Raw genomic sequence first — 17,108 nt, forward strand, 5'->3', positions numbered from 1 at the left:
CAGAAAGAAAAAAGGGAGAATTTTGAATTTGATCAAATATTCTCTCTATTTTAATGTCATTAAATTGACGACATTGACTAAGATTCAGTTCTTTTTTGTTGCGGTAAAACAATTTCAATCGTTGTTCCTATATTCAATTCACTCTTCAATGAAATCGTACCTTTATAATGCGATACTATATGTTTAACAATAGCCAAACCAAGTCCAGTTCCTCCGCGCTGTTTACTTCTTCCTTTATCCACACGATAAAATCTTTCAAACACACGTGCCTGATCTGCAAGTGGAATACCAATACCCGTATCTTTGACAACAATTTTCATACCATCGCCTTGCGCTTCAATATCCACAAAGACACTTCCATGATCTTTATTATACTTAATGGCATTTCCTATAATATTGTTTAATAATGTATAGATTTGTTGATGATTTCCTATATACACCATATCTTCAAAAGAATATTCCATATGGATATCATGTTTCGCTATTTCTACTTCATAACTTTCTAAAACTTCGTCCACGATACTTCGCATTTTAATTGGCATCATTTCTGCTTCAATATCCATACTTTCTAATCTTGACAGCATCAATATATCATTAATCAATCGTGACATACTATCAACTTCTGTTTGAATCTTTTCTAACATAACTTGTTTTTGACTTTCATTTTGGACAACACCTTGAGCCAATAAATCACTATATCCCCTAATAGATGTCATTGGTGTTTTCAATTCATGAGAAACATTAGAGAAAAATTCACTACGCATTTTTTCTGCTTTTTTCGATGCCGTAATGTCCACGAAAAGCAAAGTAGTCCCAAAATCAACTCGTGAAATATAACAAGCATAAATATTATGATCTATTTTTAGCTCAACCTGTTGTTTTGTAATATTATTTTGTAAAGCTTGTATAATATCAGGAAAATAAAGATAATCTAAAATACGATCATGTACTTTCATATCTCCTAATATAGATATTGCCTTTTCATTAATACTTAAAATTTGATAGTCTTCATCCAATAAAACAAATCCCTCATTCATTTGTTTTAAAATTTCATCTATTTTAATACGTTCCAGTTTGACCTGACGCATAGATTTACGTAAACGATGTGATAAATTATAAATCGTGTCTACAATCACATTAAATTCCTGATAATCATAATCCTTCAAATCAACTCTAAAATCTTTACTCATATGATCAAGACTTTCACTAATTTCAATAATAGGTTTAGAGATTGTCACTGCCAGCTTACGTGATAGTATAAACGCAATTAAAAACGAAATAATACTGCTTACTGCAAAAGCTGGAATTAACGAACCTAAATAATCAGTAATACCGTGATAAGGAATAGCCAGTCTAATTATATAGTCTTCATGATTATATAAAGCTACATAAAGTGTATCCTCACCTGTTGTTTCAGATTTTCTTTGAGCATATCCTTCACTGGATTTTAAAGCTTCCTGAATTTCCTCACGATTCAAATGATTTTCAGATATAGAATCTTTTGCCGTATCAGCAACAACATTACCTTTAAGATCTATCACACTAATACGTGTATCATCACTATATGCCAAGGGATTTAACTTTTCAATTTGTCCATCAAGTGGCTGCTGATAATCCAAGGCATAATCAATCAGTTTTAAAGAATACAGCATATCGTGTTCAGTTGTATCTAAAATGCTATTAGATAACAGCGCTCCAGAAATCACACAACTGCTTAATAATGCAACAACCAGAATCACAATAAAATAACGGAGGATAGATTTAGTCATACTTATCCTCCTCTTTTTCTACAAAACGATAACCCACCGAACGAATTGTTTTAATATATTTTTCTCCATCATCATTTAACTTCTTACGAAGTGAACGAATATGAACATCTAATGCTCTTGATTCCCCAATAAAATCATATCCCCAAATATTATTTAATAATTCATCTCTTTCGACAACACGATCTTTATTTTCTATTAAATAAACAAGCAATTGATATTCTTTATGTGTTAAATCCATAGTTTCTTGATGATGTTTTACCACATGTGTTGACTTGTCAATAGATAAGGATGGTGTTCTTAAAACTTTTGATTTAGGATGAACTCTTCTTAATAATGTACGAACGCGAGCACAAAGCTCCAATACACCAAATGGCTTTGTCATATAATCATCACTACCACTATCTAAGCCATGAATCTTATCAATTTCACTATCTTTGGCACTTAAAATCAAGATAGGCATTTCTGTATTTGTTTCTCTAATCTTTTTGACAGCAGAAATCCCATCCATCTGTGGCAACATCACATCAAAAATAGCTAAATCTGGTGCCTCTCTTTTTATTTCTATTATAGCATCAATAGCATTATCAAATAGTGTAACCTGATAACCATTAGATTCAAGAGATAGTTTAACTATCTCCTGAATATTTTCATCATCCTCTATGACAAAAATACGTTCGTTCATTGTTAACCCTCCTAAATCAATCTTTGATCATTCACTGAACCAGTTTGATTAAATTCTAACCATTCACAGATATTGACTGCATGATCTCCAACTCTTTCTAAGTATTTAGCAATCATTAAGAAATCAATACAGTAATCAATTCTTTCGCTGTTTTCTTTAATAATTTCTGCAACTTCTTGTTTCACTTCTTCAAACAAAGCATCAATTTCATCATCCATGCTTTTCACTAAACGTGCAGTAGATAAATCTTTTTTAATAAATGAATCTATAGATTCATGAACCATAATTTTAGCCTTTTTAGCCATTGTCGGAATATGTTCAACAGTCTTATAAGCATGTTCACCTTCAAAATTCATAATAATTTCTGCAATATCAGCAGCCTGATCCCCAATTCTTTCCAAATCAGTAACAATTTTTAAAGCTGTTGTCACATTTCTTAAATCTGTTGCGATAGGTTGTTGACGTAAAATCAAATTAAATGCTCTTGATTCAACAGTTCTTTCCATATCATTAATTAAACGGTCATTTGTAATAATCTCTTTTGCAAGAGCTTTATCCTGATGTTTAAAAGCATCAATCATATTTTCAATAGCAACTTCTACAAGATGCCCCATTTTTGTTAAATCAACATTTAACTTTTCTAATTCTTCGTCAAATAGTTTTCTCATCATTTTACATACCTCCATTATATTTGTTTTTCATGCAAAACACAACTCTTAACCAAAACGACCAGTAATATAATCTTCTGTACGTTTATCTTTAGGCATTGAGAAAATGTCTTTTGTTTCACCATATTCTACCATTTCTCCAACTAAGAAGAAAGCCGTATAATCAGCAATACGTGATGCCTGCTGCATATTATGTGTGACAATTGCAATTGTATATTTATCTTTTAATTCCATTAATAACTCTTCAATTTTTAATGTAGAAATAGGATCCAAGGCACTTGTTGGTTCATCCAATAAAATGATTTCTGGTTCTACCGCTAAACATCTTGCAATACATAAACGCTGTTGTTGTCCACCAGATAAACCAAGTGCTGATGTATGCAAACGATCTGCAACTTCATCATATAAAGCTGCTGCTTTTAAACTTTTTTCAACAATTTCATCTAATTTCTTTTTATTTTTAATACCATGAATTCTTGGTCCATAAGCAATATTATCATAAATACTCATTGGAAATGGATTAGGTTGCTGAAAAACCATCCCTACTTTTTTACGTAACACTGTTGTATCAACACGTGGATCATAAATATTTTCTCCATCTAATGTAATTTCACCATCAATTTTGACATTATTTACATAATCATTCATTCTATTTAAAGTCTTAAGAAATGTAGATTTCCCACATCCTGAAGGACCAATAAATGCTGTGATTTTATTTTCTACAATATCTAAATTCACATCTTTCAATGCATGTTTTTCTCCATAATGAAGATTTAAATTTTTAGAACTAATTTTTACACTCATTTTTTTAACCTTCCTTAATCAATTTTATTGACATCAAATCTTTTAGAAATCCATTTTGCTAAGAAATTCAATACTAACACAACAACAATTAAAATTAATGCAATGACAAAGGCAACCTCATAATTCGCTTTTGCCATTTCTAGATAAAGTTGAATTGTTAAAGTTCCACCACTTGAGAATAAGTGTTCAAATAACCCTCTAGGTAATGTTGCTAAACTTCCTGCAGTGAATAGTAATGCAGCTGATTCAGCAACAATTCTTCCCATTGCCAAAATGATACCTGTTAAGATTCCAGGAATCGCACTTGGTAATAAAACTGTACGAATCATATACCATTTTGTCGCTCCAATTCCTAGTGCTGCTTCACGATAACTTTTTGGTACTGCCTGCAAGGCAACCTGTGTATTTCTAGAAATGATTGGTAAAATCATAATAGCTAATGTTAAGGCCCCTGTTAAAATAGAATACCCTAATTTTAATAAATTTCCAAAAAACAACATACCGAATAAACCATAAATAATAGATGGAATACCAGCTAAAACTTCAGTTGTAAATGAAATGATTTCAACAAATTTCTTATTTGTTGCATATTCATTTAAGTAGATTGCTCCCCCAATACTAATAGGACCAGCGATCAATAATGTCACAACAATCATATAAACTGTATTAATAATATTAGGTAAAATCCCTACTGTATCCTTTAATACACTTGTTGTATTGACAAGATATCCAAAATTGAAGCTTGGAATACCTCTTATTAATATATAACCAATAATAACAATCAATAGACCAACGGAAATGAGAGTGGATAATTGAATAAGAAAACTTAAGACTTTATCACTTAATCTACTTTTTTTATCAAAAATACTATTTTCCATCTTCTCCACCTCGTTTTAAAATAAATGTTAATATCAAGTTAATTGCTAAAATAAAGATAAATAATACCAAACCAATTGTAAACAATACTTCACGATGTGTTCCTGAAGCATATCCCATTTCAGAAACGATACCAGTTGTTAAGAAACGAACTGAATTGAATGGTAATGGGAAATTGACTGAGTTCCCTGCCACAAGCAAGATAGCCATGGCTTCACCAATCGCACGACCAACTCCTAAAACAATCGCTGACATAATCCCATTTTTAGCAGCTGGTAAAACAACTTTAAAAATTGTCTGCATTTGACTTGCACCTAGCGCCAAAGAACTTTTACGATAATCATCTGGTACTGATTTTAATGATGTTTCCGTAATATTAATTAAAGTTGGTAAAATCATAATGGCCAAAACCAAAATAGCTGAAATCAAATTGGCTCCACCTGTAAATTGATGTGTTTTTGATCCAGCAAAAATAGCCAGCTCCAATTGATACATTAATGGATTGATAATTAATATTCCTAAAAGTCCATAGACGACTGATGGAATCCCTGCTAACAATTCAACTGCTGATTTTACAATATTTCTCACTTTTGGATTAGCAATTTCAGCTAAGTTGACAGCTGTTAAAATTCCAATAGGAACTCCTATCAAAATTGCAAAGAATACCCCAACAATTGATGTTAAGATTATATTAAGAATACCATAATGTGGATCAGCCGCAGTTGGTGCCCATACATTGCTGAATAAAATTTCAGTTAATCCAACTTCAAAAATAGCTGGCGTTCCTGAAACAAACATATATGCTGTAATCCCAACAACAGCTACAATAGAAACAACAGCACAACAAGTAAAAATAATAGACGCTATTTTTTCTACCATTGATTTTGTTTTTCTATTTGCAATAATAGATATCATCTTCTTTTCCATATTTAACCCCTTCTTTTATATATAGCTCCACAAATCAATGCTAGTTTATATCTTTTCACGTAAAAGAAATAGCAATATTTTGTATAAAAAATGTTAAGATTATGTAAAATATTTAAATTTCTATGTATTTAAGCCATGATTTTCGATGTTTTTTTACATTTATTTCTTTACTTTTTCTTTACAAACAGTATAACTTTAAAATTTATTTTTATACAAAAAAAGAGGCATAATCCTATGCCCCTTAAAAGATTATTTTGCTGAAACTAAACCAACAGATGAGATAACTTCTTGTCCTGCATCACTATTAATGAATTCAAATACAGCTTGAACTTGTGCTGATTGTTCACTGATTTCACCTTTAGTTGCCATAACGAATGGTCTTTGTAAAGTATATGAACCGTCTTTTACTGTTTCTTCACTTGGTGCAACACCATCTAATTGTAATGCTTTAACTTTATCATTTAATGCATCTAATGAAATATATCCAATTGCTCCTGGTGTAGATTGTACAGCTGCAGCAACTGCTCCAGTTTCATTTAATGTTTGAGCTAATTGACATTGATCAGCGATATCTAAGATTTCTTCGAATGCATCTCTTGTTCCTGAACCACTTTCACGTCCAATAACAACGATATTTTGGTCAGCTCCACCAACTTCGCTCCAGTTAGTAATTTTTCCAGTGTAAATATCTTTTAATTGTTGAGTTGTTAAATTTGTAGCTGTGTTCGCTGTATCAGTAACAACTGCGATACCATCTAAAGCAACAATATTTTCTACTAAACCAGCTGCTTTTTCTTCATCAGTTAAAGCTCTTGATACATCTCCAATATCAGCAGTTCCATTTGTTACTGCTTCAACCCCAGCACTTGAACCTGTAAATTGTGGTTCTAATTGTAAATTTGGATAAGTTTCTACAATACCTTCTTTTAATCCATTAACAAGTTTTTCCATTGATGTTGAACCATTTAAAGCAACAGTTCCACTCACATCTCCACTTCCTGAAGCAGCCGCATCGCTACCTCCATCATTATTTCCGCATCCTACCAAGCTAAAGCTTAATACACATGCTAATAATAAAGCTCCGAATTTTTTCATATTTTAACCCTTCCTTTTTATCATTTATCATTCGTCTTTATTGACAAACATAGTGTATATCTTTTTAAATGGTGGAAAAATCATATTTTTGTATAAAATTTGTTAAGATTATGTAAAAGCACATGATTATTTGAAGCAATAATCCAAATAAAATCCTAAGCCTCCGCTTAACACATAAACTTTCTGATATCCTCTTTGCATCAGAATTCTAGCACAATTATAAGCTCTGACTCCAACTGCACAATATATCACAACGGTCTGTTTTGGATCTATTTCCTGATAACGATGGATTAATTCACCGTATGGAATATGATAAGATCCTTCAATATATCCAGCTTTTCTTTCATCGTTTTCTCTGACATCCAATGTGATGACATGATCTTTGACTTGTTGATATTCATCAGGCAGCATCAACTGTATATAACCATTTTGCATATTCTCAGCGACATATCCTACCATATTGATTGCATCCTTAGCCGAAGCAAACGGTGGAGCATAAGCGATATGAAGATCTTTTAAATCCGTTACTTTCCCATGATAATGAATAGCTGTGGAAATCACATCAATACGTTTATCAACACCTTCATAACCTATAACCTGTGCTCCTAATATGTTCTGTTCAAGGTCATAGATCACCTTTATTGTCAGTGGCTTGGCTCCAGGATAGTATCCCGCATGGGATTTTTGTTGGATAATAACCACTTCATAATCTTGATGTCTATGTAAACCTTGAGCCTGTAATTGTTTTTCATTGAAGCCAGTGCTTGCTGCGGCCATCTCAAAAACTTTAATAATACTACTTCCTAATGATCCTAGATATTTTTGAGGATGTCCTGCTAGATTATCTGCCAGAATTCGACCTTCTTTGTTAGCCGGACCTGCTAAAGGTATCATTGTTTTTTGATGATGAATATAATGTTCAACTTCAATCACATCTCCAACTGCATAGATATCTGGAATATTTGTTTTTAAATATTCATCTACAACAATACCACCTCTTGCATTACAGTCAATTCCAGCTTTTTTAGCTATTTCACTTTGTGGCTTTACACCGACTGAAAGAATGACCAAATCATAACTTTTTGTAAAAGAGTTCGTTTTGACTTGTATTTTGGATTGATGATCTTCAAAAGCTAATAATTCTGTATTCAAATATAAATGAATACCTTTTCGATTTAAATATTTATGTATGGGCTGAACCATCTCAAAATCTAAATTATTTAAGATTTGTGGTCCTTTTTCTATAACATCAACATCTACATTCAATTCTTTTAAATTTTCAGCTGTTTCAATCCCTACAAAGCCTCCACCAATAATACATGCTGTGTGCATATTTTCCAGCTCCACTTTTTGGCGTATTTTTTCAAAATCATCAATTGTCCATAATTGTTGAATATCAGGATGATCAATTCCAGGAATCGGCAATCGAATAGGCGATGATCCTGTCGCAATAACCAGCTGATCATAATTTTCTTCATAAGTTTCTCCTGTCATATGATTATAAACGGAGATACTCTTGTTTTCAGGATGAATCGCTGTGACTTCACTCGCCACTCTGACATCAATCTGAAAACGATCATAAAATAATTGTGGTGTCATCAACAGTAAATCCTCTTTACCTTGAATTTCACCAGATACATAATAAGGTAATCCACAATTGGCATAAGATACATAATTTCCCTTTTCAAAAACAATCATTTCTACATCTTTATTTAATCTTCTCAGTCTGGCAGCTGTTGTGGCTCCAGCAGCTACACCTCCAATAATTAAAACTTTCATTATCTTCACCTTCCTATTTTTATTGTAAAGAACTTTTGATATAAAGTAAAATAACGTGCATTAAAAAAGGCATTTTATGAGTTTTTCATAAAATACCTGATGACTCTATAAATCACATATTCCTTTGCCTTCTCCATACATGCTATACCAGTCGGCATTGAAATCATCTACTGCTTTTTCTATGCTTGGATTCTTGAAAATCTGTTTCAAGATCTCTACTGGTGCTGTAATCGCCTGTGCTCCATAATTGAAGGCATCTCTAATCTGTTGCACTCCCTTGAATGATGCTGCGACTATCTTTGTATCATATCCATCCATGACAATACGATTTGATAACTCATTGATGAGCTCCATTGGATCTGCTCCTAGATTTCCAATTCTATTGACATATGGTGCAATATAGTCTGCCCCTGCTGCCAGTGCCATATAAGCCTGCATCAAATCATAGACTGCTGTCGCTGTGACATGAATGTTTTCTTCCTTCAACATCTTAATCGCTTTGATTCCTTCATAAGATACGGGTACTTTGATATAAACCTGTCTATCTATTTCTTCAAGAATTCTATGTGCTTCCTTGACCATGCTTTGACAATCCTTAGAAATCACCTGGATATGAAGGCTTCTATCCTTTCCAATAATATCTCTGATTGCTCGCATATGTGCAAAGAAATCCTCTGGGCTTGTCTTCTTGACAATAGAAGGATTGCTTGTGACACCTACGATAGGCATATAGGCAACAGCTTCCTTAATTTCTTCTAAATTAACTGTATCAATAATAAATTCCATAATCTTCTCCCTATAAACTTTGTTCTGTTCTCCCAATAATATCATCTTGTGTTGCTTTTGATAACACATTAAAGAAAGCTGAATATCCTGCCACTCGCACAATTAAATCCTTATGCTTTTCTGGGTGTTTTTGAGCATCAATTAAAGTTTCTTTAGACACAACATTATATTGAACATGATATCCTTCCAATCTATTAAAGAATGTTTTCATCAACATTTCCAGTTTCTGTTTATTTTCTTCTGTTGATAACATCTGTGGTGTTACTTTCTGATTCAATAAAACACCACCCGTAATTTCATGAGTTGGTAATTTAGACACAGATTTAAAGACCGCTGTTGGACCACTTTTATCACAACTATGCGCTGGTGAACATCCTTCTGCCAATGGTGTATGAGCATGTCTACCATCTGGTGTTGCCATCGTTCCAAATCCCTGACCTACATTAGCGGAAATAGATGATGTTCCAGCATAACGAATACCTCCAATTGGCCCTCTACCATAACGCGTATTTGGATACTTTTTCATTTCATCAATATAAGATGCATAGGCATCAACGACCAACTGATCCACTTCATCATTATCATTACCATATTTAGGCGCTTCTTCAATCAACATTCTTTGAATTCTTTGACTTTCTTCACTTTGAAAATCATCAACTAAAGCATCCCATAATTGTTGTTGAGTGATTTTCTTTTCATCAAAGACAAGTTTCTTAATTGCTGCCAGACTATCAGCCATATTTGCAATACCTACCTGCAATCCTGAAATGAAATCATAGACAGCTCCACCTTCTTTAATTGTCTTTCCACGACCAATACAATCTTCAGTAAGGGCTGAACATAAAACATCAGGAACATCTTTTTCAGAAGCTAAATCAATTGCATTTTCAACAATCACACTCATACGTGTTAATTCTCTAACCACCTGATCCCATGCCTGCATCAATTCTTCATAAGATTTCATTTCTGTAAAATAACCACATTCTTTTACAAAACGTTTTCCAGAAGTCATATCCACCCCATTATTCATCGCAATTAATAAAATTCTTGGGAAATTCATATAACTCATACCTGTACAACGATAACCCCATTTTCCTGGCACTGCTGTTTCCACGCAACCAATTGCAGAATAGTTATAAGCATCTTCTTCTTTGACACCTTTTTCAATAAATGAAGGAATAATCACTTCATCATTATTAAAGGCTGGCATACCAGTTCCTAATTTCATCACTTCAATAGCTTCATCAAAGAATTCCTGATTGATATGAGCATGGTATCTCACCGTTAAGTTTGGCTGAGGCAATCTTGTTTGTGCCACTGACTTCAAAACTAAGAAAGATAATTGATTCACGGCATCTTTTTTATCTGTTGTCTGTCCTCCAATTGTCACATTTTGATACATTGGGCTTCCAGCACTTGAAAATGTATGAGCCTGACTACGGACTTTATTGATTGTGAGAGTCTTAATCCATAAATTTGTCAATAATTCAACTGCTTCATCTTCTGTGATGATATTGTTATCTAAATCATGTTTTAAATAAGGATACATATATTGATCAAAGCGACCATATGATAATGAATGTCCATTAGATTCAATCTGTAAAATCAATTGAATAAACCATACTGATTGAATCGCTTCATGAAATGTTTGAGCTGGATGATAAGGCACTTTGTCACAAATACGACTGATTTCCAATAATTCTTCTTTTCTTTTTCCTGTTTCTTTTTCAGCTTTTTCTTTTGCTAGAACACTAAAACGCTTTGCAAATGTTTTGACCGCTTCAATAACAATCAATACTGCATTATAAAATTGATATTTATTAAGATTTTCAGGAACACATAAATCCAAATGATTTTTGATATCTAAAACTCTGTCTTCATAACCCTTTAAACCGATTTCTAAGACTTTTTGATATTCAACAGCCAAATGAGCATCTCCTGAATTCAGTTTCCCTTCCATACCAAAAAATCCTGTTTCCATAAAAACACTGACTTCTTCAGGAAGTAAAGCTTCACCTTTAGCTCTTAGATTATTATTTTCCCAAAATGGCGCAATAGAACGTAAAGCTTCTTTTGTTTCTTCTGTAATATAAAAGACATCTCCATCACGTTTTTCAAATGTATCTAATTCATCCATAACAAACTTCATTGTATACTCAGGAAAGATCGGTGCATCTTTATTTGATGAAGCCTGATTTCCTACAATTAAAGTTTCATCTTCAATATAAATAGACATTTTTTCCAATATATTTTTTAACATATAGGCACGTTTCATGACAGGTGTCTGATTCTTATATTTCTCATAAGCTTCTGTCACAAGCAATGCACGCTGAGCATCAATATAAGGTTTCTTATCCAATACAGCTTCTCTAAAATGATTCATACGTGGTGTTAAATCACCAAAATGTTCAACATTCTTCATTTTTCTTCTCCTTTTTATTTCATTTGAAAGTTTTATGTGTTTCATTTTCAAATATATCTTAACATATATCTAATTAAAGTCAATGTTTATTTGAATAAAAACATATTATATTTCATTTGAAACTTATTTATTTACTATTTAAAACATTTGTGATAACATATAGTCAAAAGGAGAATGACTATGACAAAAGGTATCATTTTTAATATTCAAAAATTTAGTATTCATGATGGCCCTGGTATCCGTACAACAGTCTTTTTAAAAGGTTGTCCATTAAGATGTGAGTGGTGTTCTAATCCGGAATCACAAAATGAAAATATACAGATTCTATGTCATCACGACACATGTTTACATTGTTGCCATTGTGTAAAAACTTGTCCTCAACAAGCAATCTCATTTCAGGATGGATATATCCATGTTCATTTTGATCAATGCATTGGTTGTTTACAATGCATTCAACAATGTCCTTCACATTCTTTATCATGTGAAGGAGAGTATCAGGACATTGATGAAATTGTTCGTATCTGCAAACAGGATCTTCCTTTTTATGAAGAATCTCAAGGGGGCGTGACGATTTCTGGTGGTGAAGGTATGGGGCAACCCCAATTCGTTGAAGCACTCATTCAGGCATTAAAAAAAGAACATATCCATACTGCAATTGAAACGACAGGATATGTTCCAGAAGAAACATTTCAACATTTAGCCCCACAGTTTGACCTTTTATTATTTGATGTCAAACACCACGACAGTCAACAACATTTCTTAAAAACTGGCGTTCATAATGAACTGATTATAAAAAACTTAACCTGGGCTTTTCAACAGGGTATAGACATATTACCACGTATCCCTGTCATTCCTGATTTCAATTATTCTTTAGAAGATGCAAGAGGACTTGCTGGAATGTTACATAAGATTGGATTAAAACGTGTGCAACTCTTGCCTTTCCATCAATTTGGTGAAAAAAAATACGACATGTTGAATAAAGAATATACCTATAAAAATCAAAAAGCCCTCCATAATGAGGACTTAAAAGATTATCAGCAAATTTTTATTGATGAAGGTTTAGATTGTTTTATTTAGGAGCATTGCTCCTTTTATTATACCTTTTTGACAATCACATTTTGACTTTGTAAATATTCTTCACTTTCTTGAGGAATCATTCCATCTGTAACAACACAATAGACATCTTGTGTGGGCAATAAATTAACCAAACCTACTTGTTGAAACTTAGAAGACTCTGTCACAACAATCACATGAGCAGCCTGACGAGCCATATCTCGCACTGTTTCACTACGCATATAATCATTTCCAGTAAATCCCGTATTTTTTGAAAAACCATCTGTACCAATAAAAAACTTATCAACAAAGAATGCTTCAACGCAACGTCTTGTCATTGGACCAACAACAACCTGTGCTTCTTTTTGATATTCTCCGCCAAGTAAAATCAGTTTGACTTGAGAATATTGACGAATGTAATCAGCAATAAAAGAAGAATTCGTAATAATTGTAACATCTTTTTTTGTTGAAGCAATCTCTTGAGCTAGTAAGGCACAACAGGAACCAGATTCAATCATAATTGTTTCACCATCTTCAATCATCTGACAAGCTGATTTGGCTAATTGTTGTTTAATATCATAATGATAGGCTAATCTATTATTCATATCATCCTGTCCATTCAGCGTCGCAAAGCCATGTTCTCTAACAATCAATCCTTTTTTCTCTAACATATCCAAATCTTTACGTATTGTCACTTGTGACACACCAAGATTTTGAGATAATTCTGTAACATCCACTTTATTCTTTTCAGTTAATAACTCCAATATTTTTGTATGACGCAATTCCATTTTCTTCATATTCATCACCTTAACATTTAGATTATCACATTCAACTTTCAAACGCAACTTTATACATTAAAGAAAAAAAGTAATCCGAAGATTACTTTTTATCATACACAAAATGTGTCTGTTAAAGGATAGAATATATCATAGTTACAAGTATGTCTAGATCTAATCTGGCTTTTGAATCTAAAATGACGATGAATAGGAGTATGAGGGCAACTATTTCTATCATTCATATCCTCTTTTATTCTTTATATATCTTTACACGCTTAGATATATCGGTTAGGATTTGCTAACTTCTATATATTATTAACAGTTAGCTTTAACTAACTCTATAATCAGTATACTATATATAATAAATTTGTCAATAGTTTATATGATTTTTTAATCAATAAATTCATTGTTTTCCTTGTTGATTCAGCTATCAAAACATATTAAAAAAGACGTTATAAAACATATCATCTATAACATCTCTTGATTATGATCCTCTTCAATACTTTTCTATGAACAACTTATTGATTGAATATGATAACCAGCACTTTTTACAGCCTGATATAGCTCATTATCATTGATTTCTCGATCATAGAAAATCGTCGCTGTCTGTGATTGAAGATCAACCTTTGCACTAACTCCATCAATCTTATTTATAGCATCCATGACCTGTTTGGCACAGTGATCACAATGCATTCCTTCAATTTTTAATAATTTCTTCCCAATAACAGGTGAAGTCAATTTCTTTTCTTGCATATCTAAACTTTCATGACTTCCTCCACAACATGCTCCTTCACCTTTAAAGTGTCTGATACTTCCTTTTAATGCAAATACTAATAATACAATGACTAAAATGACAATAATCATATCAACCATGACGATCCCTTCTTTCCTGGAACTTTAAATCACGACGCTTATGAAACCACTTCTTTATTCGTTGAAATCCTAGAAAGGCTAACATTCCTATGATATAAACACCAATCACAATGATGAACATATAAAACATTGAACCTGTTGAATTACCCATCTATAATTTCCTTTCTTTTTTCATTTTATCAGCAAAATATGTTTCTTTTAAATGACTCAAATCTCCACACCCACTACATCCATCGCATATTCCACGACATCCATTTTGTGTCCCATTCTTCTTTTGACGATGTCGCTGAAAAATGACAAATCCACAATATCCTATTATTAATATAAGTACAATCATATCTGCCATTTTTTTCAACTCCTTTGATATGTCAAAACTGGACACCAAGGTATCCAGTTATTTGATTATGAATTCACTTGAACTGATCTTCTTGAATAAACTTTTTGATTTTTATATGGATCAGGTCTAAACAATAAGAATAATATCATAGCTGCTAAGACAAATGCAATAGCAGTCCAGATTCCAAAGGCTCCACCCATCAGGAATGTTCCAATCTGATAAATACATAAACATACAATATAAGCAAAGACATTTTGGAAAATGATGGCAAACCAGAACCATTTACGAGATTGCATCTGTTGAGCCATAGTCGCAATAGCCGCAAGACATGGTGAATCTAATAAGTTGAAAATCAAGAATGATAAAGCAGATAAAGTTGTAGGGAACCATGCCTGGACACCTTGAGCAACATTGACTGCATCTTCGACATCTCCAGCAACATTCGCCAATAATCCCATTGTTGAAACAATCGCTTCTTTCGCTGTAAATCCTGAAAGCGAAGCAGCCACGGCCTGCCAGTTTCCAAATCCAAGTGGTGCAAAGATTGGAGCAATCAATCCACCAATCATTGCTAATAAACTATCGCCACTCTCTACTAATCCAAATTGTCCATCTACAAATCCATAAGCACCTAAAAACCACATCACAACACATGCCAAGAACAAGATTGTTCCAGCTTTAATAATAAATCCTTTTAATCTTTCCCATACATGTAATAAAACTGTTTTGGCAGATGGAATATGATATTGTGGTAATTCCATAACAAATGGTGCAGGTTTTCCAGAGAATGGTTTTGTTTTCTTCAAAATAATAGCAGCAACCAATACGGCAACAATTCCCATAAAGTACATCATTGGCGCAACAAATGAACTTTCTGTATATCCAGCTGCTTCTCCTGCAATCACACCACCCATCAGTGCAATAACAGGAAGCTTCGCACCACATGGAATGAAAGTGGCTGTCATGATTGTTAAACGACGATCATTATCCTGTTCAATCGTCTTTGAAGCCATGATTCCTGGAATACCACATCCTGAAGAAATTAATAATGGAATAAAGCTCTTTCCAGATAATCCAAAATGTCTAAACACACGATCCATCACAAATGCAATACGAACCATGTATCCACAATCTTCTAAAATGGATAGGAATAAGAATAAAATAGCCATCTGTGGTACGAAACCAAGTACAGCTCCTAAACCACCAATAATTCCATCGACAACAAGTCCCTGAACAACTTCTCCAGTTCCAATACTTGTCAAGAAAGATCCAACAGCATCCTGAATGGCCACAACAAAGACATCATTTGTCCAATCTGTCACCCAAGTTCCTACTGTTGTGACAGATACATAATAAACAATAAACATCACTGCAATAAAGATAGGAATACCTAAAATACGATTTGTTACAATTTTATCAATTTTATCTGATACTGTTAATTTTTCTCCACCTTTTTTTACAGTTGTAGAAATAATTTTTTGAATAAATTGATAACGTTCATCAGTGACAATACTTTCCATATCATCATCATGTTTCTTTTCCAATGCTTCACGTTGTTGATCAATAAGAGTTTTATTCTGAATTTGATTTCCAATACTTTCAACAACTTTACTATCATTTTCCAATAATTTAACAGCATACCATCTCTTTTTACCTTCACTTATAGAAACAGGAAGCAATTTTTCGACTTCTGCAATAGCTTTTTCCAATTCAGAAGAGAAGATATCTTTTGGTAAAGCCACTTCTTTTTTACGCGCAACTTTAATTGCTTCATCCATTAAATCATTTAACCCTGTCTGTTTTAAAGCAGATGTTTCAATAATTGGACAGTTTAATAACATAGAAAGACGTTTTGTATCAATCTTAATATTTCTTTTTTTCAATAAATCAGCCATATTTAAAGCAATCACAACTGGTACCCCAGTTTCAATCAATTGTGTTGTTAAATATAAGTTTCTTTCAATATTTGTAGCATCAACCAAATTAATAATAACATCTGGATTTTCATTTAAAATATAATCACGGCTGACCACTTCTTCTAATGTATATGGTGAAAGAGAATAAATACCAGGTAAGTCGGTAATAATGATATCTTCATCTTTTCTCTTCCCTTTTAATTTTCCTTCTTTTTTCTCTACTGTAACACCAGGCCAGTTTCCAACATATTGGTTCGCTCCAGTAAGAGCATTGAACATTGTTGTCTTTCCACAGTTAGGGTTACCAGCAAGAGCAATTTTCATATTCATAATCCAATACCCCCT

The 17,108-nt window shown here is 32.8% G+C and carries 16 protein-coding genes; 1 reads left to right on the forward strand and 15 read right to left on the reverse strand.

Annotated elements, in window-relative coordinates:
* Positions 1 to 77: 77 nt before the first annotated feature.
* The 10 genes from ACESR5_RS02770 to ACESR5_RS02815 form a co-directional block, all read right to left on the reverse strand.
* A complete protein-coding gene (locus tag ACESR5_RS02770; RefSeq protein ID WP_191341907.1) occupies positions 78 to 1,769 on the reverse strand; it encodes an ATP-binding protein in 1,692 nt (563 codons plus the stop codon).
* A complete protein-coding gene (locus ACESR5_RS02775; protein WP_087245998.1) occupies positions 1,762 to 2,451 on the reverse strand; it encodes a response regulator transcription factor in 690 nt (229 codons plus the stop codon). The genes ACESR5_RS02770 and ACESR5_RS02775 overlap by 8 nt, the downstream gene beginning before the upstream one ends.
* An 11-nt stretch (positions 2,452 to 2,462) precedes the next feature.
* Complete coding sequence (gene phoU, locus ACESR5_RS02780) at positions 2,463 to 3,122, reverse strand: phosphate signaling complex protein PhoU (protein WP_087246000.1); 660 nt, start codon at positions 3,120 to 3,122, stop codon at positions 2,463 to 2,465.
* A gap of 45 nt (positions 3,123 to 3,167) precedes the next feature.
* On the reverse strand, positions 3,168 to 3,923 hold the full coding sequence (pstB, locus tag ACESR5_RS02785) for a phosphate ABC transporter ATP-binding protein PstB (RefSeq protein ID WP_087246003.1): 756 nt from the start codon (positions 3,921 to 3,923) through the stop codon (positions 3,168 to 3,170).
* Positions 3,924 to 3,937: 14 nt separating this feature from the next.
* Entirely contained in the window at positions 3,938 to 4,801 is an 864-nt protein-coding gene (pstA, locus tag ACESR5_RS02790) for a phosphate ABC transporter permease PstA (protein ID WP_191341905.1), read from the reverse strand.
* Positions 4,791 to 5,726 carry a phosphate ABC transporter permease subunit PstC gene (gene pstC / locus ACESR5_RS02795; RefSeq protein ID WP_087246008.1) on the reverse strand — a complete coding sequence of 312 codons (936 nt, stop codon included), beginning with the start codon at positions 5,724 to 5,726 and terminating at the stop codon, positions 4,791 to 4,793. The genes pstA and pstC overlap by 11 nt, the downstream gene beginning before the upstream one ends.
* Before the next feature lie 249 nt (positions 5,727 to 5,975).
* Positions 5,976 to 6,821 (reverse strand): phosphate ABC transporter substrate-binding protein, encoded by an 846-nt coding sequence (locus tag ACESR5_RS02800; protein ID WP_087246010.1) that lies wholly within the window; start codon positions 6,819 to 6,821, stop codon positions 5,976 to 5,978.
* A 126-nt stretch (positions 6,822 to 6,947) separates the two neighbouring features.
* Positions 6,948 to 8,600: an FAD-dependent oxidoreductase gene (locus ACESR5_RS02805; RefSeq protein WP_087246012.1), complete on the reverse strand. Its 1,653-nt coding sequence runs from the start codon at positions 8,598 to 8,600 to the stop codon at positions 6,948 to 6,950.
* A 105-nt stretch (positions 8,601 to 8,705) separates the two neighbouring features.
* The gene (locus ACESR5_RS02810; RefSeq protein WP_373154125.1) at positions 8,706 to 9,386 is read right to left on the reverse strand and encodes a fructose-6-phosphate aldolase; all 681 of its coding nucleotides are present in this window, start codon (positions 9,384 to 9,386) and stop codon (positions 8,706 to 8,708) included.
* 10 nt (positions 9,387 to 9,396) lie between these two features.
* Positions 9,397 to 11,808 carry a glycyl radical protein gene (locus ACESR5_RS02815; protein ID WP_373154126.1) on the reverse strand — a complete coding sequence of 804 codons (2,412 nt, stop codon included), beginning with the start codon at positions 11,806 to 11,808 and terminating at the stop codon, positions 9,397 to 9,399.
* 180 nt (positions 11,809 to 11,988) lie between these two features.
* On the opposite strand from ACESR5_RS02815, the gene ACESR5_RS02820 reads away from it, so the two are divergent.
* Positions 11,989 to 12,885: a glycyl-radical enzyme activating protein gene (locus ACESR5_RS02820; protein ID WP_129738315.1), complete on the forward strand. Its 897-nt coding sequence runs from the start codon at positions 11,989 to 11,991 to the stop codon at positions 12,883 to 12,885.
* 17 nt (positions 12,886 to 12,902) lie between these two features.
* On the opposite strand, the gene ACESR5_RS02825 is transcribed toward ACESR5_RS02820, so the two are convergent.
* The 5 genes from ACESR5_RS02825 to feoB form a co-directional block, all read right to left on the reverse strand.
* The gene (locus ACESR5_RS02825; protein ID WP_087244907.1) at positions 12,903 to 13,649 is read right to left on the reverse strand and encodes a DeoR/GlpR family DNA-binding transcription regulator; all 747 of its coding nucleotides are present in this window, start codon (positions 13,647 to 13,649) and stop codon (positions 12,903 to 12,905) included.
* A 495-nt stretch (positions 13,650 to 14,144) separates the two neighbouring features.
* On the reverse strand, positions 14,145 to 14,510 hold the full coding sequence (locus tag ACESR5_RS02830) for a heavy-metal-associated domain-containing protein (protein WP_373154128.1): 366 nt from the start codon (positions 14,508 to 14,510) through the stop codon (positions 14,145 to 14,147).
* Complete coding sequence (locus ACESR5_RS02835) at positions 14,503 to 14,661, reverse strand: hypothetical protein (RefSeq protein WP_164483499.1); 159 nt, start codon at positions 14,659 to 14,661, stop codon at positions 14,503 to 14,505. The genes ACESR5_RS02830 and ACESR5_RS02835 overlap by 8 nt, the downstream gene beginning before the upstream one ends.
* Positions 14,662 to 14,856: a FeoB-associated Cys-rich membrane protein gene (locus ACESR5_RS02840; RefSeq protein ID WP_087244875.1), complete on the reverse strand. Its 195-nt coding sequence runs from the start codon at positions 14,854 to 14,856 to the stop codon at positions 14,662 to 14,664.
* Between the two features lie 56 nt (positions 14,857 to 14,912).
* Positions 14,913 to 17,093 carry a ferrous iron transport protein B gene (gene feoB, locus ACESR5_RS02845; protein ID WP_373154130.1) on the reverse strand — a complete coding sequence of 727 codons (2,181 nt, stop codon included), beginning with the start codon at positions 17,091 to 17,093 and terminating at the stop codon, positions 14,913 to 14,915.
* Between the last annotated feature and the right edge of the window lie 15 nt (positions 17,094 to 17,108).

This window comes from Clostridium sp. AUH-JLR23 (genome assembly GCF_964238065.1).
Classification (GTDB): domain Bacteria; phylum Bacillota_I; class Bacilli_A; order Erysipelotrichales; family Coprobacillaceae; genus Allocoprobacillus; species Allocoprobacillus merdigallinarum.